The sequence below is a fragment of the Bradyrhizobium icense genome (assembly GCF_001693385.1).
Lineage (GTDB): Bacteria > Pseudomonadota > Alphaproteobacteria > Rhizobiales > Xanthobacteraceae > Bradyrhizobium > Bradyrhizobium icense.
Genome location: NZ_CP016428.1, coordinates 1,583,757 through 1,605,887 on the forward strand (window position 1 = coordinate 1,583,757; position 22,131 = coordinate 1,605,887).

Sequence of the window (22,131 nt, forward strand, 5' to 3'; positions counted from 1 at the left end):
CCCCTCGCGAGACCGATTCTGCCGATGGACGCTTTGCCTGCCCATATGCGCCCGGAACGTTCGTTCCAGGGCTTCATCCTAGCTCTCCAGCGGTTCTGGGCGGAGCAGGGCTGCGTGATCCTGCAGCCCTACGACATGGAAATGGGCGCGGGCACCTTTCATCCGGCGACGACGCTGCGCGCGCTGGGGCCGAAGCGCTGGAACGCGGCTTATGTGCAGCCCTCGCGCCGGCCGAAGGACGGCCGCTACGGAGAGAACCCCAACCGGCTGCAGCACTACTACCAGTTTCAGGTGATCATGAAGCCGTCGCCGCCGAACTTGCAGGATCTGTACCTGAAGTCGCTCGCCGCGATCGGCATCGATTCCAGCGTCCACGACATCCGCTTCGTCGAGGACGATTGGGAAAGCCCGACGCTCGGCGCCTGGGGGTTGGGCTGGGAGTGCTGGTGCGACGGCATGGAAGTCAGCCAGTTCACTTACTTCCAGCAGGTCGCGGGCGTCGAATGCTCACCCGTTTCCGGCGAGCTCACCTACGGGCTCGAGCGTCTTGCGATGTATGTGCAGGGCGTCGACCGCGTCTACGATCTCAACTTCAACGGCCGCGACGGCGCCGACAAGGTCACCTATGGCGACGTCTTCCTGCAGGCCGAGCAGGAATATTCCCGGCACAATTTCGAGCACGCCGATACTGCGATGCTGTTCGAGCAGTTCAGGATGGCGGAAGACGCCTGCAAGAAGTATCTCGCGGCCGGGTGGAAAGAGGGCGGCAATCAGAAAGAACATCTGATGGCGCTGCCGGCCTATGACCAGTGCATCAAGGCGAGCCATGTCTTCAACCTGCTCGATGCCCGCGGCGTGATCTCGGTGACGGAGCGGCAGAGCTACATCATGCGCGTGCGCGAGCTGGCAAAGGCCTGCGGCGAAGCCTGGGTTCACACCGAAGCGGGCGGGGCGGTCTGATGCCAGATCTTCTTCTCGAACTCTTCTCCGAAGAGATCCCCGCGCGCATGCAGGCGAAGGCGGCAGACGATCTGCGCCGCATGGTCACCGACAAGCTCGTCGCTGAGGGCCTCGTCTATGAAGGCGCAAAAGCGTTCGCGACGCCGCGTCGGCTGACGCTGACCGTGCACGGCATCCCGGTGCGACAATCCGATTTGAAGGAAGAACGCCGCGGCCCGCGCGTCGGCGGACCTGATGCCGCGATCCAGGGATTTTTGAAGGCGACCGGTCTGGCCAAGATCGAAGACGCCAAGATCCAGACCGACCCGAAGAAGGGCGATTTCTACATCGCGCTGATCGAAAAGCCGGGCCGCGCCACCGTCGACGTGCTCGCCGAGATTCTACCCGTCATCATCCGCACCTTCCCGTGGCCGAAGTCGATGCGCTGGGGCGCACGTTCGACCAAATCGGGTTCGCTGTCCTGGGTGCGGCCGCTGCACTCGATCATCGCGACTTTTGGGCTCGAAACCGAAGAGCCCGATGTGGTGAAGTTTTCCGTCGACGGCATCGAAGCCGGGCAGACCACGTTCGGCCACCGCTTCATGGCGCCATCGGCGATCTCGGTGCGCCGCTTCGAGGATTACGAAGCAAAACTTCTCGATGCGAAGGTCGTGCTCGATCCCGAGCGCCGCAAGGACGCCATCCTCGCCGACGCCAAGCAACTGGCCTTCGCACAGGGCTTTGAACTGGTCGAGGATCAGGGGCTGCTGGACGAAGTCGCCGGCCTCGTCGAATGGCCGGTCGCGCTGATGGGCTCGTTCGACGAGGAGTATCTCACGATCCCGGACGAGGTGATCCGTGCCACCATCCGCAACAACCAGAAATGTTTTGTGGTGCGCGATCCCAAGACAGGAAAGCTCGCGAACAAGTTCATCCTGACCGCCAATATCGAGGCGACCGACGGCGGCAAGGTGATCGTTGCCGGCAACGAGCGCGTCATCCGCGCGCGGTTGAGCGACGCAAAATTCTTCTACGAGACCGACCTGAAGACGAAGCTCGAGAGCCGGCTGCCGAAATTCGAGCAGATCGTATTTCACGAGAAGATCGGCACGCAGGCGGAGCGGATCAAGCGGATCGAGCGGTTGGCTGCCGAGATCGCGCCGCTGGTCGGTGCCGATGTCGAAAAGGCCAAGCGCGCCGCGCATCTGGCAAAGGCGGATTTGTTGACCGAAGTCGTCGGCGAATTCCCCGAGTTGCAGGGCTTGATGGGGAAGTATTATGCGCAGGCGCAGGGAGAGGACACCTCCGTCGCCGCCGCAAGCGAGGAGCATTACAAGCCGCAAGGGCCTGCCGATCGCGTTCCAAACGATCCGGTGAGCGTGGCGGTCGCTCTGGCCGACAAGGTCGATACGCTGGTCGGATTCTGGGCGATCGACGAGAAGCCAACCGGAAGCAAGGACCCGTATGCTCTGCGACGCGCGGCGCTGGGCGTCATCAGGCTAATCGTTGATAATACGCTTCGGCTGCCGATCGTGAACGTCGCGAAGTCGGCGATAGCCGGTTTGCCGGCAAACGGCGACACTCAGAATCTTCCGACAGATCTCCTCTCCTTCTTCGCCGACCGCCTGAAAGTCCAGCTACGCGACCAGGGCGCGCGCCACGATCTCGTCGACGCCGTGTTTTCGCTCGGCGGCCAGGACGATTTGCTGCTGGTGGTCCGCCGCGTCGAGGCGCTCGGCAAATTCCTCGACACCGACGACGGCAAGAACCTGCTTGCGGGGACCAAGCGCGCGAGTAACATTCTCTCGATCGAGGAGAAGAGGGACAAGCGCAGCTTCGACGGCGCCCCGGATGCCGGGCTCTATACGCTGCCTGAGGAAAAGGCGCTCGCCAAGGCGATCGACCAGGCCAAGAGCGAGGCGGGAGCCGCCGTGCGGAAGGAAGATTTTGCCGCCGCGATGAGCGCGATGGCGAAGCTGCGGCCTGCCGTCGATGCGTTCTTCGACAAAGTCAAGGTCAATGACGATGAACCCAAGGTGCGCGAGAATCGACTAAAACTCTTGAACGAAATCCGCGCGGCGACCCGCGCGGTTGCGGATTTTTCCAAGATCGAAGGCTAGACCATGGATCGTCAGACGCTCGCCGCTTATGACCAGGATGCGGCGGCGTTCGCGAAGGACTGGCTCGGTCAGCCGGCGCCCGTCGACCTGCAGGAAATCGTCGAACGGTTTTTCGTGCGCGGTGGCAACTCGGCCGATATCGGCTGCGGCTGTGGCCGCGAGGTCGCCTGGCTCAATGCGAACGGTTTTCCGGCCGTGGGCTTCGAGGCTTCCGAAGGCCTGCTCAACGAAGCGCGCCGGTGCTATCCCTCGTGCAAGTTCGCGCATGCCGAATTGCCCGATCTGCGCGGCATCGGCACGTTCGATAACGTGCTGTGCGAAACCGTGATCATGCATCTCGACCGCAAGGAGATTGCTCTGTCGGTGCGCCGTCTGCTCGATATCGTCAAGCCCAGCGGCATTCTCTATCTGAGCTGGCGCGTCACCGAAGGCGCCGATCAGCGCGACGCGCAGGGACGGCTTTACGCCGCGTTGGATCCGGCGGTCGTGCGGGCGGAGCTGAAGAACGCGACTGTATTGCTCGACGAAGAGGTCGTCAGCGCCTCATCGGGAAAGAAGATTCACCGGCTCGTGGTGAAGAAGCCGGGGTTGGAAATCAGGGAGTAGCGATCGTGCCCCGGATGCTGCGCAGCACGAAGTGACGCGCTGCTGATCCGGGGCCCACGATGCGTCGCGCGGCGAATGGGTCCCGGCTCTGCGGTGCATCGCTTCGCGCTGTACCGCGTCCGGGATACGAGAGTGAACGAGCAAGAAAGACCCCGCCCGGAGGGGACGCCGGGCGGGGCTTTTGTCCGGTCGTATCTCGCGCACATCCGCTTGCGCGGCGCCCGGACCACTCGTTCAGGCCACTGAAGGTCAATCGACCACCTGAACGATGCGACGCGAACGCGGTTCGACCAATATCGTCTGGCCGTTCACCACGGTGTAGCGATAGGGCGTCACGCCGAACGATTGCGGCACGTCGTAGTAGGTCACGCCGGTTTCCGGCAGCACAGCGCCGACCGTCACACGTTCGGAAATCGTGTAATTCGGCACGCGTTCACGCACGATGTATTCGCGGAAGGCCGGACGCACGTCGGCCGCTATGCCTTCATGTTCACCAATGACGACCGTGTTGCCGCCGGCTGTGCCAGTGGTGATCGAGGTCTGCGCCTGAGCCGCGATTGGGACGGCCATCGCGCCCGTGATCGCCGCAATGGCAATTAGTCTGTTCCGCATAGTCAACTCCTTCGCGAGAAGAGGCGCCGGCTTACGCCAGCACACACAATGCGGGCCAATTCATCGCGTGCGGCATTGTTCCGGGAAAAGCGCGGTCTCATCCGCGGCATTTCTGGGGAATTGTTGCGGAGGCTGGAACCCATTGAAGCGGTTGAGCGTCTTGCTATTCCCGAACCGCGCCAGCGGTTAAGTTGCCGCCCTCGATTCGATTTCCCACCCCGATCATCCGGAGATTTCAATGACCATCACCGCCACGCATGTTCCCGCGATCGTTGCTCTGCTCGCCGGGATATTCATCCTGATCATGCCGCGGCTGCTCAACTACATCGTCGCCATCTACCTGATCTTCGTCGGCCTGGTGGGTCTCGGCGTGCTCAAGATGTTCAAGTTCTAGCACTGGAAAGCGGGGTTTCGCGGCTTGCGCGGAACCCCTCAAAGTGGTGTAAGGCGCGCAATCTTCTTCCCTTTTTCGGATAGATGGAATCCATGGCCAAAGCCGTCGCGAAGTCCAGGAAGGCTGCAGTGAAATCTGTAGCGAAATCAAAGTCATCCGCCCGGCCGAAGGCCGCGCCGCAGACCTCGGCCCGCAAGGCGCTGAAGAAGGCCCCGGCCAAGCCGGCCGCCAAGGTCGCGGCCAAGAAGGCTGCCGTCCGCAAGCCTGCTCCCGAAGCGGTAAAATCCGGCAAGTGGGTTTATACCTTCGGGGACGGCAAGGCCGAGGGCAAAGCGGGCCTGCGCGACCTGCTCGGCGGCAAGGGCGCCAACCTTGCCGAGATGGCCAATCTCGGCCTGCCGGTGCCTCCGGGCTTCACCATTCCGACCTCGGTCTGCACCTATTTCTATGCGCACGACAAAACCTATCCGCCCGCGCTGAAGGCGCAGGTCGAGAAGGCGCTCGAGTATGTCGGCAAGCTGACCGGCAAGGCATTCGGCGATTCGAAGAATCCGCTCCTGGTGTCGGTCCGCTCCGGCGGCCGCGCTTCGATGCCCGGCATGATGGATACGGTCCTCAATCTCGGCCTCAACGACAAGACGGTCGAAGCGCTCGCCGAGCTTTCCGGCGATCGCCGCTTTGCCTACGACAGCTATCGCCGCTTCATCACGATGTATTCGGACGTGGTGCTCGGCTTCGAGCATCATCACTTCGAGGACATCCTCGATACCTTCAAGGACAGCCAGGGCTACACGCTCGACACCGATCTCTCTGGCGACGACTGGGTCGAACTGGTCGGCAAGTACAAGGAAGCGGTGGCGCGCGAGACCGGAAGGGATTTTCCGCAGGATCCGCACGAGCAATTGTGGGGCGCGATCGGCGCGGTGTTCTCATCCTGGATGAATGCGCGTGCGGTCACTTACCGCCGCTTGCATGACATCCCGGAATCCTGGGGCACTGCCGTCAATGTGCAGGCCATGGTGTTCGGCAATATGGGCGAGACGTCCGCGACCGGCGTTGCGTTCACGCGCAATCCCTCGACCGGCGAGAGCAAGCTCTACGGCGAATTCCTGATCAACGCGCAGGGCGAGGACGTGGTGGCGGGCATTCGCACGCCGCAGGACATCACCGAAGCCGCGCGCCAGGAATCCGGCTCCGACAAGCCGTCGATGGAAACGGCGATGCCGGAGGCGTTCAAGGAGCTGACGCGGTTCTACACGCTGCTCGAAAAGCACTACCGCGACATGCAGGACATGGAGTTCACGGTCGAGCAGGGCAAGTTGTGGATGCTGCAGACCCGCGGCGGCAAGCGCACCGCGAAGGCGGCGCTGCGCATCGCGGTCGAACTCGCCAATGAAGGCCTGATCTCGAAGAAGGACGCGGTGATGCGGATCGACCCGGCTTCGCTGGATCAGTTGCTGCATCCGACCATCGATCCCCAGGCGAAGCGCGACGTGATCGCGACCGGCCTGCCGGCTTCGCCCGGCGCCGCATCCGGCGAGATCGTGTTCTCGTCCGATGAAGCCGCCAAACTCCAGGCCGACGGCCGCAACGTCATTCTGGTGCGCGTCGAAACCAGTCCGGAAGACATTCACGGCATGCACGCCGCCGAAGGCATTTTGACCACCCGCGGCGGCATGACCTCGCACGCCGCCGTGGTCGCGCGCGGCATGGGCAAGCCCTGCGTTTCCGGCTGCGGCGCCATTCGCGTCGACTATGGCCGTGGCACGATGAGTGTGGGCTCCCGAACCTTCAAGACCGGCGACGTCATCACCATCGACGGCTCGCTCGGCCAGGTGCTGGCCGGCAAGATGCCGATGATCGAGCCGAAACTGTCGGGCGAATTCGGCACGTTAATGGGCTGGGCCGATGCCGTCCGCAAGCTCGGCGTCCGCGTCAATGGCGACACGCCGGACGATGCGCGCACGGCCGTGAAGTTCGGCGCCGAGGGCATCGGGCTGTGCCGCACCGAGCACATGTTCTTCGAGGAAACCCGCATCCGCACCGTGCGCGAGATGATTCTTTCCGAGGACGAGCAGTCGCGCCGTGCGGCGCTGTCAAAACTGTTGCCGATGCAGCGCGCCGATTTCGTCGAGCTGTTCGAGATCATGAAGGGCCTCCCTGTCACGATCCGTCTGCTCGATCCGCCGCTGCATGAATTCCTGCCGCACACCCAGGCCGAAATCGAGGAAGTCGCGCGCGCGATGAACACCGATCCGCGCCGGCTTGCCGATCGCGCCCGCGATCTCGCCGAGTTCAACCCGATGCTCGGCTTCCGCGGCTGCCGGCTTGCGATCGCCTATCCCGAGATCGCCGAGATGCAGGCGCGCGCAATCTTTGAAGCGGCGGTCGAAGCCGAGAAGCGCACCGGCGAGGCCGTCGGCCTCGAGGTGATGGTGCCGCTGATCGCGACCAAGGCCGAGTTCGACCTGGTCAAGGCGCGGATCGACGCCACCGCGCAATCGGTGATTAAGGAGACCGGCAAGAAGCTCGCTTATCAGGTTGGAACGATGATCGAGCTGCCGCGCGCGTGCCTGATGGCTGGTGACGTCGCGCAGACCGCGGAGTTCTTCTCGTTCGGCACCAACGACCTGACCCAGACCACCTACGGCATCAGCCGCGACGACGCCGCAAGCTTCCTCGGCACCTATGTCAGCAAGGGAATTCTCGAGATCGATCCGTTCATTTCGGTCGATCGCGATGGCGTGGGCGAACTGGTGAAGATCGGCGTCGCCCGCGGCCGCAAGACGCGACCCAATTTGAAGGTCGGCATCTGCGGCGAGCATGGCGGCGATCCCGCCTCGGTGGCGTTCTGCCATGAGATCGGACTCGACTACGTCTCGTGCTCGCCCTATCGCGTGCCGATTGCACGACTTGCCGCCGCGCAGGCCGCGCTCGGCAAGACAGTGGTGAGCCAGGCGTAGATTATACGCACCGGCTATCAACCAACGCGACCTCATGCCCGGGCTTGTCCCGGGCATTTTCGTTTTTGGCGCATGGGCCAGAGCCGTCATTGCGAGGAAGCGCAGCGACGAAGCAATCCATACATCAAATACGCGACGCGATGGATTGCTTCGCTTCGCTCACAATGACGGATTCAACGCTTGGAACTCGAAAGAGCTTCGCCCACACGCGCGCATCAATTTCTTCATCATCTTCGTTGACGGGTTGTTTACCACTTTCGTCGAGTGGCCTTTTACCAAGTCTTCTCATGCAATGCTGAGAAATCATGCGATGTCTTGCGTGTAGCGCGCACGCCACGCCGATTAACTCCCCGGCAACCTAAATTCGATACCAACAAAAAAGGTCGAATTGCACGGATGTACTGACGTTCGATCATGTAAGCGTTGCGTGAGCGTACAATGTTTGTGTTGCGTAACCAGCCGAAGGGCGCGCGGTTCGCGTCCTTCGGTCTCGGTCTCTGCATCTTCGCATTGATGCCGACCGAGACCGGATATCAGGACATCGCCTCGCTGCTGGCGCGCCAGCCGGGCGTCGCCGAGCGCTGGCAAACGCGCGTATTCTCCTCCGCCGGCACCATCCAGGTTGCGACGTTCTCTTTCGGCCGTCCGATCGGAACCTCCTCGCCGCAAACCGCGACTTACCGTCTCGCAAGTCTCGACAATCAGGGCATCGACATCTCCGGTTCAGTGACGCGCAATCCCATAGTCGCTCCACCGCCGCGCTATCATGCTGCCGATTTCCCCAAGGTCGACCGCACATTGAAGGGCGACCGCCTTGTCATCGCGCCGCCGTCACCGGCAACGGAGACTACAGGCCCGGCCGATCGAGCGCCGGCGATCGAGGATCCCGCGACATCAAATGCATCGGTCAAGGGCGCCAAGACCGCCGAGACGCCGCCGTCCGCCGAGCGCGCGCCGCTCGATCCCGAGCTGCAGGCGGCGCTGAACGCGCCGCCACTGGATATGTCGCCTTCGCTTGAGAGCAAACCGCAGGACGAGGTCGCGCCGCAAGCGGCTACGCCGCCGCGCGATGGTTTCTCCTTCAAGACCTCGAGCCTGTTCTTTGGCTCATCGCTCGGCTCGCCCGAGAGCATCGAACGCTGGCAGCCCGGTGAAGAGCCCGTTATCGTCATGCCAGCCGTGCGTCCCGATTCCGACATGAAGGTGATGGCTTCGCTGCCGGTCGATGCCGATGGTCCGGTGCGGGCCGGCGAGGTGGGCGAGAGCGTCGCGCCGAAGGGCGAGGTCAACGCCGACAACCAGCGCGCCAAGACACCCGCCGAACGCCTCGGCCTGTTCGACGAGAAGTCGCGCGCCAAGTCGGAGAAGTGTTTGGCCGAAGCCGTCTACTTCGAGGCCCGCGGCGAAGCGGTGCGAGGCCAGATCGCGGTGGCGCAGGTGGTTTTGAACCGCGCCTTTTCCGGCAAATATCCCGAGTCCGTGTGCGGCGTGGTCTACCAGAACAAGCACCGCCACCTGGCGTGCCAGTTCACCTTCGCCTGCGACAACAACAAGGACGTCGTCCGCGAGCCCGACATGTGGGAGCGGGCGAAGAGGATCGCGAAGGCGATGCTCGACGGCCAGCTCTGGCTGCCGGAAGTCGACAAGTCGACCCACTACCACGCCTATTGGGTGCGGCCGTCCTGGGTCAACGAAATGAGGAAGATGTACAAGACCGGTGTACATACCTTCTACCGGCCGCGCGCCTGGGGCAACGGCAGCGACGCGCCGAGCTGGGGCTCGGCCGCCGAGACCGCGGCGATCTCCGCCAAGCTCGCCGAAGCCGCGCAAAGCTCGGCCGAGCAGGCCAGCGCGAAGCGGTAGTTCTCTCTCCGTCGTCCCTGCGAACGGAACGCAGGGACCCATAACCACCAGCGGATGATGTTGATCGAAGCCGAACGACCGGCACTTCCTTAAATCGAACGGCCGCGGCGTATGGGTCCGTTCGCAGGGCCGACATCGGGGTGAGAGCGCCATCGCGCCTGCAAAATTGCACTCATTGCCCTCGACAATTTTGCAGAGCTGCCCTGCAGCGGAAAAATTTTCTCTGCCGCCCTCTTGGGGTTTTCATGCAACTGCATTAATTCACCGTAATGTTTCGTCCGGCTGTCCCGGGCGCCGATTGGTCCAGGGGGAAGCAAATGGCTGTAACGACCGAACTTCGTCCATCCTCCGGCCTCGGCACCTGGCGCACGCCGCTCGTCATCATCATCTGCGGCTGCGCGATCGCGCTGTTGAGCTTCGGCCCGCGCTCCAGCCTCGGCTTTTTCGTTCAGCCGATGAGCCGCGAATTCGCCTGGGGCCGCGACGTCTTCGGCCTCGCGCTGGCGCTGCAGAACCTGCTGTGGGGACTGGGGCAGCCGATTGCGGGCGCCATCGCCGATCGCTTCGGCATCCTGCGTGTGATGATTGTCGGCGCCTTGCTCTATGCCGCCGGCCTGCTTCTGATGCGTTATTCCACGGCGCCACTGTCGCTCGATCTCGGCGCCGGTGTCCTGATCGGCTTCGGTCTTTCCGGCTGTTCATTCAATCTCGTGCTGTCGGCGTTCAGCAAGTTGCTGCCGGTCGAGAAGCGCGGCATTGCGCTCGGCGCCGGCACCGCGGCCGGCTCGTTCGGCCAGTTCCTGTTCGCGCCGTTCGGCGTCGCGATGATCGACAATTTCGGCTGGCAGGCGGCGCTGACGGTATTCGCGCTCCTGATGCTGCTGATCGTGCCGCTGTCGCTGGCGATTGCGACGCCACCCTCGACGTCATCGAACGAGCCTGTCGGGGACCAGCAATCGTTCAAGACCGCTCTGGCGGAGGCGTTCGGCCATCGCTCCTATGTTCTCCTGGTCCTTGGCTTCTTCACCTGCGGCTTCCAGCTCGCCTTCATCACCGTGCATCTGCCGGCCTATCTCGCCGATCGCGGCGTCTCGTCGCAGACAGGCGGATGGGTCGTTGCGGCGATCGGCCTGTTCAACATCATCGGATCGCTCAGCGTCGGCTGGCTGCAGAACAAGTACCCGAAGCGTTACATCCTTTCCCTGATCTACTTTACCCGAGCCTTGGCGATCGTCGCGTTCATCTCGTTTCCGATCACGACATTCTCGGCCATCATGTTCGGTGCGATCAGCGGCCTGACCTGGCTCTCGACGGTGCCGCCGACATCGGCGTTGGTGGCGCTGATGTTCGGCACAAAGTGGTTCGCCACGCTGTACGGCTTTGCCTTCGTCAGCCATCAGGTCGGCGGCTTCCTCGGCGTCTGGCTTGGCGGCATCGTGTTCGAGCAGTTCGGCTCCTACACCCCGATCTGGTGGCTCTCGATCCTGTTCGGTGTGCTGTCGGCGCTGATCAACCTGCCGATCGTCGAGCAGCCGGTCGCACGCCCGGTTGCACAACCCGCCTGATGCGGTAAACACTCCGACAGAGAAAAGTCCGGGGAGTTTGCCGTGGGAACGTTCAAGGCCATCAGGATCGACAAGGCGGACAAGGGTACCACCGCCGCGCTGACCCAGTTCGACGAAGCCGAGTTGATGGACGGCGACGTCACAGTCGCCGTCGAGTGGTCGACGCTGAACTACAAGGATGGTCTCGCCGTCACCGGCAAGGCGCCCGTGGTGCGGCGTTTCCCGATGATCGCCGGCATCGACTTTGCAGGCACCGTCCAACAATCTTCGCACCCGGCATGGAAGGCGGGCGACAAGGTCGTCTGCAACGGCTGGGGCATGGGCGAGACGCATCTCGGCGCCTATGCCGAAAAAGCGCGCGTCAAGGGCGATTGGCTGGTGCGGCTGCCGGACGGAATGTCGACGCGTGAGGCGATGGCGATCGGCACCGCCGGCTACACCGCGATGCTGTCGGTGCTGGCGCTGGAGAAGCATGGACTGACGCCGAAGAGCGGTCCCATCGCTGTGACGGGCGCCGCCGGCGGCGTCGGCTCGGTCGCGATCGCTGTGCTTTCGAAACTCGGCTACCACGTCATCGCCTCCACGGGACGGATGTCGGAGGCCGACTATCTCAAGGGCCTCGGCGCCGCCGAAGTGATCGATCGCGCCGAGCTCGCAGGTCCCGCCAAGCCGCTGGCGAAGGAACGCTGGGCGGGCGGCGTCGACAGCGTCGGTTCGACCACGCTCGCCAACCTGCTTTCGATGACGAAATATGGCGGAGCCATTGCCGCCTGCGGCCTCGCCGCCGGTATGGATCTGCCGTCCTCGGTCGCACCGTTTATTTTGCGCGGAGTGTGCCTTCTCGGCATCGACTCGGTGATGTGCCCGATCGAGCTGCGAAAGGCCGCCTGGAACCGCCTCGCCAGCGATTTGGACAAGGGAAAACTAGCTGATATCACTCACGAAATAGGTTTAGATCAGGTGATCGGCGCAGGCGCTGAAATCCTCGCAGGGAAGGTCCGCGGTCGAATCGTGGTAAAAATTCCCTAACGGTATTCAGACTTTGCCAACCAACCTGCTCCAATGTTGCCACGGTTGGTATGGTAAGCAGCGGGTAAAGGCGGGCGCCCGCGCTCTTGTATAAGTTGGAGTAGCTGCATGCTTGCGCGTTTGGTTCTGGGGGCCGTCACGGCCAGTGCGATGATCGTTCCTGCGCTGGCCGGGATGATGAATGCCGACGAAGCGCGCAGGTTCGTGAGCGGCAAGGTTTTCGCCTTTACCTGCTTTGACGGCACCCGCGGGGCAGGCCGCATTCTCGACGATCTCGGCGCTACCGGTTCCATCCAGTTCAGCGGCTCGGGGCCGATCCGCCATGTTCGCTTGCCCGGCAACACGCTGCAGATTCGCGGCCAGGCCGTTTGCGCTTCCATCAAGGGGCTGCCGTTCGAGCCGTGCTTCAATCTCGACAAACGCGACGATCGCTCGTTCCGCGGCTCCGTCTCGGGCATGGGCTTCGCCTATTGCGATTTCCGCCATCAGGGAGCCTCGCAAATGCTGATAGCGCGCTCGGTGGCGCGTCCGCGCTCGCTGCATCGTCGGGAAGAGCCCTCGCGTGCGGCTGATGCACGTGCCGAAGTGACCGCGCGGGTCGAGACGCCTGCGGTCGAGAGCGCCAAGCTCGAGCCGGTAAAGTCGGAGCCGAAGGCGGAGCAGGCAAAGCCCGAACCGGCCAAGGCCGAGAGCGCCCCGGAACTGCGCCGCTCGACCGATTGATCACGGCAACGGCACCTGCTGCGGGTAGCGAAACAAGCCGCTCGGGGGACCGAGCGGCCGGTGTATTATTCGCCGTCCCAACTTTGTTGGCGAGCGCGCACCCGTAGTCATACGGGCTGGCGCATTCATGTCCTGGTAGCGAATCTCGTTCCAACTGGCGACCGGCAGAGAAGGCCGGGAGGCGGCCCAAACACATGAGATCAATCATGCCGCTGTATTTTTTTCGGATCAGCCACGGTCGCTACGCTGGCGCGTCCGACCAGGGGGCCGAATTCGAAAGCCGCGAGGCCGCCTGGGCCGAGATGACGAAGGTCTGCGGTAACCTCTTGGGAAGTCTTTCGCGCAGCCTGAAGCAGAACGCCGAATGGCAGATGGAGCTTCTGGACGAAGCCAAGAAGCCGGTATTCAGGATCCGGCTTGTCGCCGAATCCGTCGGTTAGCGCGCCATCCTCTAGCTTCCCGCCGGCGCGGCCGGGGCTGCCGCTTGCCTGCGAAACAGGATCCGCTGGTACAGCCAGCCGATCGCCACCAGCACCAGGCCGAGGCACATGAAGGACAGCGCGCGATAGACGCCTGTCAGCGTCGACATGTCGATCAGGAAAGCTTTCAGAATCGTGAGGCCGATGACGAACGCCGAGGCCAGGCGCGCGCGTTGCGAGTTGAAGAGAATGCCGATGCCGAGCAGCATGACGCCGAACGCGAGATACGCGATCGAGTAGGTGTACTGTTCGGCGCCGGTGGTCGGGCCGGCCGCAATCACCGGGCCGTGATAGATGCGCCTGATCTCGAACGTTACATAGGCAAGCGCGAGAACGAGCGCTGCCCCTGCGATCGTGTTGGCGTAGGCGACCGGACGGCGCCCTGCCACCGCGTAGGACAACAGCAGCGCGAGCACCGCGGGCAGGGCGTAGCCGAGCAGCAGGAGATTGATGATGACGGCGTCGACGCTGATCCATTCTAGCATCGGGTTCTCAAGCAACAGCAGGCCGAACAGTGTCGCGAGTCCGGCAAACGCAGTGAGCAGGATGGCGCCCGCGTTGTGAATGACGCTGCCGGTCCGGATGCGCAACCTCTCGAGCCCGATCGCCATGGCGAGCGCGACGCAGACCTGCAATGCCACTTCGGTGAGGCCGGCGCTCTGGCGATAGACGTCGCCATGGTTGATGGCATGGCGGATTTCCATGAAGGCCAAAAGCACCGTGAACAAGATCGCCGCCGACTCCACGGTCCGCAGCGGCGCGTCATCGCCGCCGCGGCGCAGCAAGATGCTGCCGGCCCAGAACGATGCCGCCGGAATGCCGTACCCCCACAACAGCCAGTTGAAGATCGGCGTGGTGCCGACGGCCTGGCCGACGATGCGCGGCTCGTAGCCGATGCGCAGCACCACAAAGCCGGCGAGGACGGCCGCGAGTGTGCGCAGGAATGGAATCGGCCGCTGCGTTGAGATCCAGGCAGTGCCCGCCGACATCAGTGCCAGGGCAATCGTCAGCCAGCCTTTTTCCAGCGCAAAGGTCACTGCCAGCGCCAGCGCTGCGAGCGTACCGGTCGCAAACAACGCGATCGAGGCCTGCAATCCCGGACGATCCTCGCGCCTGCCGAGGATCTCGGTCGCGACGGCATAGGCCGCGGCCAATATCACTGCGAGAATAGCAAACGGAATCGAGCGGTCGAGATGTGCGATGCGGGCGTAGAGCGCGACCAGCAGCGCCAGCGGCGTGAATACCGCGGCGGCCGACCAGATCACCGGTATCACCGGCCCGATTGAGTGGCCCTGCGCGAGAAATCCCGCCACGCCAAAGCCCGCCGCGAAGATCGCAGCCGAGATCAGGTGCAGCGACACCGATCCGTCCGTGGCGCTCGGCCCGATGCCCTGCAGCGGCCCACCGGGCAGCACCAGCATGTCGGGATTGGCGCGAACGGCCCATTCGGCGAACACGACAAAGACCAGCGCGGCGGCGGCGCCGACAGTACCGGCCGCGGCATCGCTGCGCCAGGCGACAACAAGGCTGCCGGCCACCAGCAGCCCGAATACGATCATCGCGGCGTCGGCATGAAAACTGTTCAGCACGATCAAGGTCGCGCCGAGCAAGTAGGCGGCAAGCGAGCCGGACGAGATCGGCTCGACCTGGCCTTCGTCCGCGGGCGGGCCGAACATGAAGCCGCACACCACGAGTAGCGCGGCGAGGACGAAGCCGGCGAGAACGTGGAACGCATGCGGGCCGACCATCGAGGGGCCGCATTGCAGGCAGGGGAACGTCCATAGCAGCGCAAAGGCGATCGTGGTAACAGCGAGCCAGCGCCACAGCCTGACGCGCGCCAGACCGAAGGCCGCCGCGGTGACGATCGCGAGATAGATGTAGAGCGCCCAGAAGTCCGGCTTGTCGGACGAGACCAGGACCGGCGTCACAAAGGCGCCGACCACGCCGAGGCCGGCCAGCGCCGGGCCATGCAGCAGCGCCGCAGCCAGCGTGCCCAGCGCGACCAGCCCGAGCAGGATGAACGCGGTCGCCGGCACCAGGAAGCCGTACAGCGCGTAGGCTGCATAAACCGTGGCAAATGCGACCGCCGTTCCGGCAGCCGTCAGAATGGCCGGGATGTTGGCGATCGGCAGCGCTTCGATGGTGGAAATGCTTTCCTTGCGCCGCGTCCATTCGCCCGCAAGCAGCAAGGCCAGCGCGAACAGGCCGCCGAGGATGGTGCGCACGCCGGGGCCGAGCAAACCGGCTTCGATCGAATAGCGCACCATGAAGAATCCGCCGAGCGCCAGCGTCAGGCCGCCGATCCACACCACCCAGCGCGTGCCGACGGTTTCCTCGAAACCGCGATCTGGTTGTGGAAGCGGCGGCGGCGCGGGCGGAGGACCATCGGCAGCTTGCCCAGCCGCCTCAGCGCTGGCAGCGGAGGCGATGGATTCCGCCTCTGGAACGATCGGCGGAGGCGTCGGTGTAGCGGCAGTGGAAGGCGGCGGCAGGCTCTGCTCAAACGCCTCGAACGGGGTGAGCGGAGGCGGCACGGCTGCATCGGCGACCGCCGGCGCGGCCTGCATCGCCTCCAGGCGCTGACGCAACTCCGCCACCTCATTCATGGCCTTCCGCGCCAAGATCAGGGCGACGATCGCGATCACAAGCGAAAAGAAAACGAAGGGGTCGTCGAACATCGGGCCTCCCGGCGGGCGCGTCACAGCGTTAACCGGCCACGTCGGCAGCCCGGTTGCAATCCTGTGTGTGCCTTTGTCCGCTAAAAGTTCACGCCGATCCGGGCGTCATTTGGCGCATCCGTTTCCCGGACGCGGTGCAGCGTGCAAACGCTGCTCCGCAGAGCCGGGACCCATGCCAGTGGACCCGGGATCAGCAGCGCATCAAGCCGCGAGCCATAGCCCGTCAAAGACGCGCGTGAACGCGCTGATGACGTAGCGCAGCATCCTGGGAATGCTGCGTCATTCCAGATCGAGATAGAACGGCCGGCCCTCGACCATCATGCTGCCCGGGCCCATTTCGTCCAGCGCACGCAGCATGCGCCCGTCGCGCCCCAGCGCCCTGTCGGCGAGGCTGACGATCAAGCGGTTCGGCGACGCGATCGGGGAGCGGGCGCGAATTTGCCGGGCGATCTCGATCTCGGCGCGATGCGGATTGAGGGCGCAGGCGGCGGCAAAGGCGCTCGCCGTCGAGCGGCTGATGCCGGCATAGCAATGCACCACCATCGGCGCGCTGCGATCCCAGCTCCGGACGAAATTCAGCACTCTTTCGATGTGGTGATGCGCCGGCGCGACAAAGCCATCCATCTCCTCGATGATGTCGTCCATCGAGATTTTCAGATGGTTGGCCTCGAGCACCGAAGCCGGGCGCTGCACCTGATCGACATTGGCCATCACGGTCAGAATGTGGCTGGCGCCGGTGGCTCTCACGGTGTCGGGTAGTGCAGCAAGCGAACAGACGTGAAGCATGGCATTCCCTGGGTAGTCTTTGGCCAGCAATATAACCGGTGCCGTAGGGTGGGCAAAGGCGCTCTTGCGCCGTGCCCACCATCGTGTTCCGGGGGCAATAATGGTGGGCACGCTTCGCTTTGCCCACCCTACGCTGACGACAGCAGCTCGAATCGCGCCAAAAACTGCTTTTCGGCCCGGGCTGCGGTCCACGGCGTCAGGTAGTCACGCACCATGGCCTCGGGCAGGCCGGGATCCCTGCCGAACAGGCGCTTCGCTTCGCTTACCGAAAATCCTGCCAGATGAGTGGCTTCAAGATGGGCCGCGCCGCGGTCGGCCGCTTTGATGGCTCTGGTGATTTCATCGGCGATAATTGGCGGCAGGCCGAAGCGAATATGGATTGCCGCAAGCAGGCGCTTCTCCACCACCTTGTAGTCGCCGCCGAGCACGGCCTTGAACGGCGAAATCATGTCCCCGATGACATACTCCGGGGCGTCGTGCAGCATCGCAGCGAGGCGGAAGCGGACGTCGACGCGCGGCATCTGCTCGCGCATTACGGCTTCTACCAGCAGCGTGTGCTGCGCCACTGAGAAAATATGCGCGCCGCTGGTCTGCCCGTTCCAGCGCGCCACGCGCGCCAGGCCATGGGCGATGTCGGCGATCTCGATATCGAGCGGGGAGGGATCGAGCAGATCGAGCCGCCGCCCCGACAGCATCCGCTGCCAGGCACGGTTGGCGACATGGGACGATTTTCGCGCCGTCATTTGGCCTTGAGGCGGGGCTTGCGCAGTTTGCCGCTGCAGGCCTCGTGGCAGAAGCACGTGACGAGATGGTCGTTGACCATGCCGGTGGCCTGCATGAACGCATAGACGATGGTCGGGCCGACGAATTTGAAGCCGCGCGCGCCGAGCTCCTTTGAGATCTTGACCGAGACTGGCGTCGAGGCCGGCACGCTGGCCGTGGTCTTGAACTCGTTGACGATGGGCTTGCCGTCGACGAAATCCCACAGGAATTTGGAGAAGCCCGCGCCTTCTTCCATGATCTTCAAATAGGCCTTGGCGCTATTGACGGCGCCTTCGATCTTGGCGCGGTTGCGCACGATGCCGGCGTCGTCCATCAGCGCGTGGATTTTTTTGGCATTGTAGCGCGCGATCTTTTCCGGCTGGAAATCGTCGAAGGCGTTGCGGAAGTTTTCGCGTTTGCGCAAAATCGTGATCCACGACAGCCCGGCCTGAAAACCGTCGAGGATCAGCTTTTCGTACAGCGCCCGGTCGTCATATTCAGGCACGCCCCATTCGGTGTCGTGATAGGCCATGTAGAACGGGTCTTCGCCGGGCCACGGGCACCGTGTCTTGCCATCGGCGTGCGGGCGCGCAGATTTGCTCATGCGATGGTCTGCTTCGGGGGGACGCGAACGTCGTTCAGATCGGTCAGACGGATCGCAAGGCCGCCGGCCGTCAGCGCCAGTCCCGCGTCGAGTGCATCCGCAACGCGGTCGACGCGGACCAGCGCTAGACCGTGGCCGCCGGCGGTCGATCCCATGGTGCCGACCTGCTTGTCGCCACCGAGAACGGCGACGCCGGTCTCCGGCGAAAAATCTTCGAGCGTGACCCGCACGATCCGCGTGCGCGCAGTGCCGCGATGCTGCATGCGCGACACCACTTCCTGGCCGACATAGCAGCCCTTGTCGAAATCGACGCCGTGCAGGCGATCCATGTTGGTCTCGTGGGGGAATGCGTCGCTGTACATGAAGTCGAGCCCGCCGCGCGGTATACCCAAGGCGATGCGATGCGCCTCGTAGGCCTCGCCGTCCACGAGGTCGGCGCCGATCAGATCGGCCACCTTCTGCGTGAGATCTTCGGGCACGAGAATGCGCCAGCCCAACTCCTGATGCCGCGGATCGGCAAAGGCCAGATCGGGCTTCATCGCGGGCTCGCCGTCCCAGGCCGCCAGCACGCCCATGCTGTCGGAGATGTTTTCCACCGCGACCTTGGCGCGCAGCTTGTAGAAGCCGAGCTTGTCAGCGAGGTTTTGCGCCAGCACGCGGGGCGCATCGATCAGGAAGTCGCCGCCGTGACCCTCAGAGGCTTCGGTAATGAGGAAGTCCGTCGTGATTTTTCCCTGTGGCGTCAAGAGCGCGCCAAACCGGCCAAGGCCGGGCTGCAGCGGCGTGACATCTGTGGTGACGAGGCCGTTGAGAAAGTTGCGGGCATCCTCGCCGCTGACCTTGACCACGCCCCGGTCCGGAAGAAACGCTGCTTTCATTAGGTAAAACGGCCTCTTTTGCAGTGCGGTTTGCAGTGAGCTTTCAAGTTCCTGGGAAAATGCAGGAGCCGGATATCACATGAGAACGTAAGGCGCTAAGGTGCTGTCAACAAGGCCTTAAAGCGAGCGCCAAGGGACCATGAAGCAGCGATGAATCAGCGATTTGATACCATTCTAAAATCCGGCACCGTGGTCAATCAGGACGGTGAGGGCATCTGCGACATCGGCATCTCCAATGGCCGGATCGCTGCGATCGGGGGACTCGGACAGGCCTCCGCCGGCGAGACGATCGACTGCAAGGGTTTGCACATCCTGCCCGGCGTGATGGACACGCAGGTGCATTTCCGCGAGCCGGGGCTGACGCACAAGGAAGACCTCGAGACCGGCTCGCGCAGCGCCGTAATGGGCGGCGTTACCGCGGTGTTCGAGATGCCGAACACCAATCCGCTCACGGTCACCGAGGAGACGTTCACCGCCAAGGTCAAGGCCGGCCGTCATCGCATGCATTGCGACTTTGCCTTCTTCATCGGCGGCACCCGCGAGAACGTGAACCATCTGCCGGAGCTGGAGCGCGCGGAAGGCTGTGCCGGAGTCAAGGTGTTCATCGGCTCCTCCACCGGCGCGTTGTTGGTCGAGGACGACGAAAGCCTGCGGCGCATCTTCCAGGTAATCCGCCGCCGCGCCGCATTCCATGCCGAGGACGAATATCGCCTCAATGACCGCAAGTCGCTCCGCATCGAGGGAGACCCGCGCTCGCATCCGGTATGGCGCGACGAGACTGCGGCACTGATCGCGACCCAGCGGCTGGTCAATCTTGCGCGCGAGACAGGCAAGCGCATCCACGTGCTGCACATCTCGACCAAGCAGGAAATCGACTATCTGCGCGACCACAAGGATGTCGCGTCCTGCGAGGCGACGCCGCATCATCTCACCATGGCCGCGCCGGAATGCTACCAGCGGCTCGGCACTCTTGCGCAGATGAACCCGCCGGTGCGCTCGGCCGATCACCGTGAGGGAATCTGGTATGGCATCGAGCAGGGCATCATCGACGTGCTCGGCTCCGACCACGCGCCGCATACGCTGGAGGAAAAGGCGAAGACTTATCCCGCTTCGCCCTCGGGCATGACCGGGGTGCAGACGCTGGTGCCCTTGATGCTCGATCACGTCAATGCCGGCCGGCTGTCGCTACAGCGTTTCGTCGATCTCACCAGCGCAGGTCCTGCGCGGCTGTACAACATCGCCTGCAAAGGCCGCATCGCGGCGGGCTACGATGCCGACTTCACCATCGTCGATCTCAAGCGAAGCGAAACCATCACCAACAAATGGGTGGCCTCACGCGCTGGCTGGACGCCCTATGACGGCGTCCGCGTCACCGGATGGCCGGTCGGCACCTTCGTGCGCGGCAAACGCGTGATGTGGCAGGGCGAGGTAACGACGCCGTCAACCGGCGAACCGGTGCGGTTCCTGGAGACGTTGAAGGCGTAAGGCAGGATGTTGCCCCAACCATGCTCGTCGTCACCCGCGAAGGCGGGTGATCCAGTATCCCAGAGACGGCAGTGATTGAATCGATAGGCCGCGGCGTACTGGGTCACCCGCCTTCGCGGGTGACGACATCCGAAGTTGCCGCTACTGCTTCGCCAGCGACAACGAAAATTCGCCGTTGCGGACGCGGGCCGAAAGACCTTCCGCGAATTTCGCCACCGCGTCCTCGCCATAGGTCGAGACCAGTTCGGCGAGCGCGGTAAACAGGCTCGCCTGCGCCAGGCAGTCGCCGTCGACGCCATCGTGCCGCGCTTCCGCCCAGGCCTCGCTCAGGTAGCTCAGGGCAGTCTGCTTCTGTTCGAGATCGGGAAGCGGGTCGTGGGCGGTCGAGAAGGAGACTGGGCGGCTCATGAAGCTCAACGAAATCTGCGCGCGAACCAGGGCGGAACGCATCCTAACGCGATAAGCTGTAGCACGCGGGGCGGGGGCGCCTAGGCCACATCTTTAGGAAAGGTTAACGAGGTGCTCGAATTTCGGGCGGCGGTTCCACGCCTTCGCTGATGTCAAGAAATGCAACCGAGAATCGCCCGCGGCGTCGCACAGACATGGTGCGCACCTGCCTCGATCAGTTCGTCCCGGCTGCCGTAGCCGTACAATACGCCGATGCCCTTCATGCCGTTGTTTTTCGCGCCGACCATGTCGTGGCTGCGATCGCCGATCATCAGGGTCTTGGACGGATCGACGGAAACTTCCTTCAGCGCGTATTCCAGCAGATGCGACTTGTCGGCGCGGGTGCCGTCGAGTTCGGCGCCGAACACGCGTTCGAAGTGCTTGCGCAAGCCGAAATGGTCAATGATGCGTTCGGCGAACACGTGCGCCTTGCTGGTCGCGACGAACAGCCGGTGGCCGGAGGCGCGGAGTGCCGTCAGCACCTCGTCGATGCCGTCGTACACGCCGTTCTCATAGAGGCCGATGTCGGAAAACCGCTCCCGGTAGAGCGTCACCGCGCGGTCCGCGGCGTGATCGCCGAGCAACCTCACAAAGCTTGAGCGCAGCGGCGGGCCGATGCACCAGGTCAATTCGTCCTCGCTCGGGATCGTGGGATGATCGAGCCTTTGCAGCGCATATTGGATCGACCGGGTGATGCCGGGCTTGGGGTCAGTCAGCGTTCCGTCGAGGTCGAAATAGATCGCGTCCATCATAGCGTTTTCGAGCGAAGCGGGGACCGGTTCGCGGTGGGGAAATGCGTCAAACAACAGCCCTCAGTTTGCGTAGCGTGCGGTGAGGTCGCGCGAGATTTTGGAACCTTCCTCGATATATCTGCGGATCGCAACCGAGGCTGCCGGCGTGCAGGTGCGGTAGGTCTGCTGAAAGCCGTTATAGCCGCGGTTGAAGCCAGCGATCATGCGGGCGCGGCGGTCGCCGGAGGGAGTTTCGGCGTCGATCAGCGCCTGCATCTCGTTGCGCCATTTCGCCCCCTCATTGGCGCCGCAAATGCCCCGGAGGTAATGCAGGGTGCCGAGAATCTCGGCCAGCCGCTGCAGGTCGCCGTCGAACGGTGCGGCGGCATCCTGGGCGCGTGCGGGGGCCAGATGGCATGCCGAAATGAGAATGAGGGCGGCGAGGGCGTGCTTGAGCATTTGAGGGC

General features: G+C 63.7%; 21 protein-coding genes. 11 read left to right on the forward strand and 10 right to left on the reverse strand.

The annotated features are described in order from the left end of the window. Nucleotides 1–24: 24 nt before the first annotated feature. The 3 genes from LMTR13_RS07510 to LMTR13_RS07520 are packed head-to-tail and all read left to right on the forward strand — an operon-like array spanning nt 25 to nt 3,665. The gene (locus LMTR13_RS07510) at nt 25–960 is read left to right on the forward strand and encodes a glycine--tRNA ligase subunit alpha (protein ID WP_065727338.1); all 936 of its coding nucleotides are present in this window, start codon (nt 25–27) and stop codon (nt 958–960) included. Beyond that, a complete protein-coding gene (gene glyS, locus LMTR13_RS07515; protein WP_065727339.1) occupies nt 960–3,059 on the forward strand; it encodes a glycine--tRNA ligase subunit beta in 2,100 nt (699 codons plus the stop codon). Before LMTR13_RS07510 ends, glyS begins: the two co-directional genes overlap by 1 nt. 3 nt (nt 3,060–3,062) lie before the next feature. Continuing rightward, a complete protein-coding gene (locus LMTR13_RS07520; protein WP_065727340.1) occupies nt 3,063–3,665 on the forward strand; it encodes a class I SAM-dependent methyltransferase in 603 nt (200 codons plus the stop codon). Nucleotides 3,666–3,914: 249 nt separating this feature from the next. Here LMTR13_RS07520 and LMTR13_RS07525 read toward each other — a convergent pair whose 3' ends face one another. After that, complete coding sequence (locus LMTR13_RS07525; RefSeq protein ID WP_065727341.1) at nt 3,915–4,277, reverse strand: DUF1236 domain-containing protein; 363 nt, start codon at nt 4,275–4,277, stop codon at nt 3,915–3,917. Nucleotides 4,278–4,515: 238 nt separating this feature from the next. On the opposite strand from LMTR13_RS07525, the gene LMTR13_RS38735 reads away from it, so the two are divergent. Further along, nucleotides 4,516–4,671 (forward strand): DUF3096 domain-containing protein, encoded by a 156-nt coding sequence (locus LMTR13_RS38735; RefSeq protein ID WP_082637306.1) that lies wholly within the window; start codon nt 4,516–4,518, stop codon nt 4,669–4,671. An 83-nt stretch (nt 4,672–4,754) separates the two neighbouring features. Then, on the forward strand, nt 4,755–7,634 hold the full coding sequence (ppdK, locus tag LMTR13_RS07530; protein WP_065727342.1) for a pyruvate, phosphate dikinase: 2,880 nt from the start codon (nt 4,755–4,757) through the stop codon (nt 7,632–7,634). A 124-nt stretch (nt 7,635–7,758) separates the two neighbouring features. On the opposite strand, the gene LMTR13_RS40320 is transcribed toward ppdK, so the two are convergent. Next, entirely contained in the window at nt 7,759–7,941 is a 183-nt protein-coding gene (locus LMTR13_RS40320) for a hypothetical protein (protein ID WP_156795469.1), read from the reverse strand. Between the two features lie 131 nt (nt 7,942–8,072). Between LMTR13_RS40320 and LMTR13_RS07540 the strand changes: the two genes are divergently transcribed. From LMTR13_RS07540 to LMTR13_RS07560, 5 genes are all read left to right on the forward strand, one after another. Beyond that, a complete protein-coding gene (locus LMTR13_RS07540) occupies nt 8,073–9,497 on the forward strand; it encodes a cell wall hydrolase (RefSeq protein ID WP_065727344.1) in 1,425 nt (474 codons plus the stop codon). A gap of 317 nt (nt 9,498–9,814) precedes the next feature. Beyond that, a complete protein-coding gene (locus LMTR13_RS07545) occupies nt 9,815–11,062 on the forward strand; it encodes an MFS transporter (protein WP_065727345.1) in 1,248 nt (415 codons plus the stop codon). Nucleotides 11,063–11,104: 42 nt separating this feature from the next. After that, complete coding sequence (gene acuI, locus LMTR13_RS07550; protein WP_065727346.1) at nt 11,105–12,091, forward strand: acrylyl-CoA reductase (NADPH); 987 nt, start codon at nt 11,105–11,107, stop codon at nt 12,089–12,091. Between the two features lie 108 nt (nt 12,092–12,199). After that, nucleotides 12,200–12,814: a hypothetical protein gene (locus LMTR13_RS07555; protein WP_065727347.1), complete on the forward strand. Its 615-nt coding sequence runs from the start codon at nt 12,200–12,202 to the stop codon at nt 12,812–12,814. Nucleotides 12,815–13,020: 206 nt separating this feature from the next. After that, a complete protein-coding gene (locus LMTR13_RS07560; RefSeq protein ID WP_065727348.1) occupies nt 13,021–13,254 on the forward strand; it encodes a DUF6894 family protein in 234 nt (77 codons plus the stop codon). Between the two features lie 11 nt (nt 13,255–13,265). Here the strand turns inward: LMTR13_RS07560 and LMTR13_RS07565 are convergent, their stop codons facing one another. From LMTR13_RS07565 to ygfZ, 5 genes are all read right to left on the reverse strand, one after another. Then, on the reverse strand, nt 13,266–15,971 hold the full coding sequence (locus LMTR13_RS07565) for a DUF2339 domain-containing protein (protein WP_065732504.1): 2,706 nt from the start codon (nt 15,969–15,971) through the stop codon (nt 13,266–13,268). A gap of 279 nt (nt 15,972–16,250) precedes the next feature. Next, the gene (locus tag LMTR13_RS07570; protein ID WP_065727349.1) at nt 16,251–16,757 is read right to left on the reverse strand and encodes a tyrosine phosphatase family protein; all 507 of its coding nucleotides are present in this window, start codon (nt 16,755–16,757) and stop codon (nt 16,251–16,253) included. 128 nt (nt 16,758–16,885) lie between these two features. Then, entirely contained in the window at nt 16,886–17,500 is a 615-nt protein-coding gene (locus LMTR13_RS07575) for an HD domain-containing protein (RefSeq protein ID WP_065727350.1), read from the reverse strand. After that, nucleotides 17,497–18,123, reverse strand: coding sequence for a DNA-3-methyladenine glycosylase I (locus tag LMTR13_RS07580; protein ID WP_065727351.1), 627 nt, complete (start codon nt 18,121–18,123; stop codon nt 17,497–17,499). Before LMTR13_RS07580 ends, LMTR13_RS07575 begins: the two co-directional genes overlap by 4 nt. Then, nucleotides 18,120–19,001 (reverse strand): CAF17-like 4Fe-4S cluster assembly/insertion protein YgfZ, encoded by an 882-nt coding sequence (gene ygfZ, locus LMTR13_RS07585; RefSeq protein ID WP_065727352.1) that lies wholly within the window; start codon nt 18,999–19,001, stop codon nt 18,120–18,122. Before ygfZ ends, LMTR13_RS07580 begins: the two co-directional genes overlap by 4 nt. A 150-nt stretch (nt 19,002–19,151) precedes the next feature. Between ygfZ and LMTR13_RS07590 the strand changes: the two genes are divergently transcribed. Next, on the forward strand, nt 19,152–20,486 hold the full coding sequence (locus LMTR13_RS07590) for a dihydroorotase (RefSeq protein WP_065727353.1): 1,335 nt from the start codon (nt 19,152–19,154) through the stop codon (nt 20,484–20,486). Between the two features lie 141 nt (nt 20,487–20,627). On the opposite strand, the gene LMTR13_RS07595 is transcribed toward LMTR13_RS07590, so the two are convergent. From LMTR13_RS07595 to LMTR13_RS07605, 3 genes are all read right to left on the reverse strand, one after another. Beyond that, nucleotides 20,628–20,894 carry a hypothetical protein gene (locus tag LMTR13_RS07595; RefSeq protein ID WP_065727354.1) on the reverse strand — a complete coding sequence of 89 codons (267 nt, stop codon included), beginning with the start codon at nt 20,892–20,894 and terminating at the stop codon, nt 20,628–20,630. A 152-nt stretch (nt 20,895–21,046) separates the two neighbouring features. After that, complete coding sequence (locus LMTR13_RS07600; protein ID WP_065732505.1) at nt 21,047–21,682, reverse strand: HAD family hydrolase; 636 nt, start codon at nt 21,680–21,682, stop codon at nt 21,047–21,049. 63 nt (nt 21,683–21,745) lie between these two features. Further along, entirely contained in the window at nt 21,746–22,123 is a 378-nt protein-coding gene (locus LMTR13_RS07605; protein WP_065727355.1) for a TIGR02301 family protein, read from the reverse strand. Nucleotides 22,124–22,131: the final 8 nt, after the last annotated feature.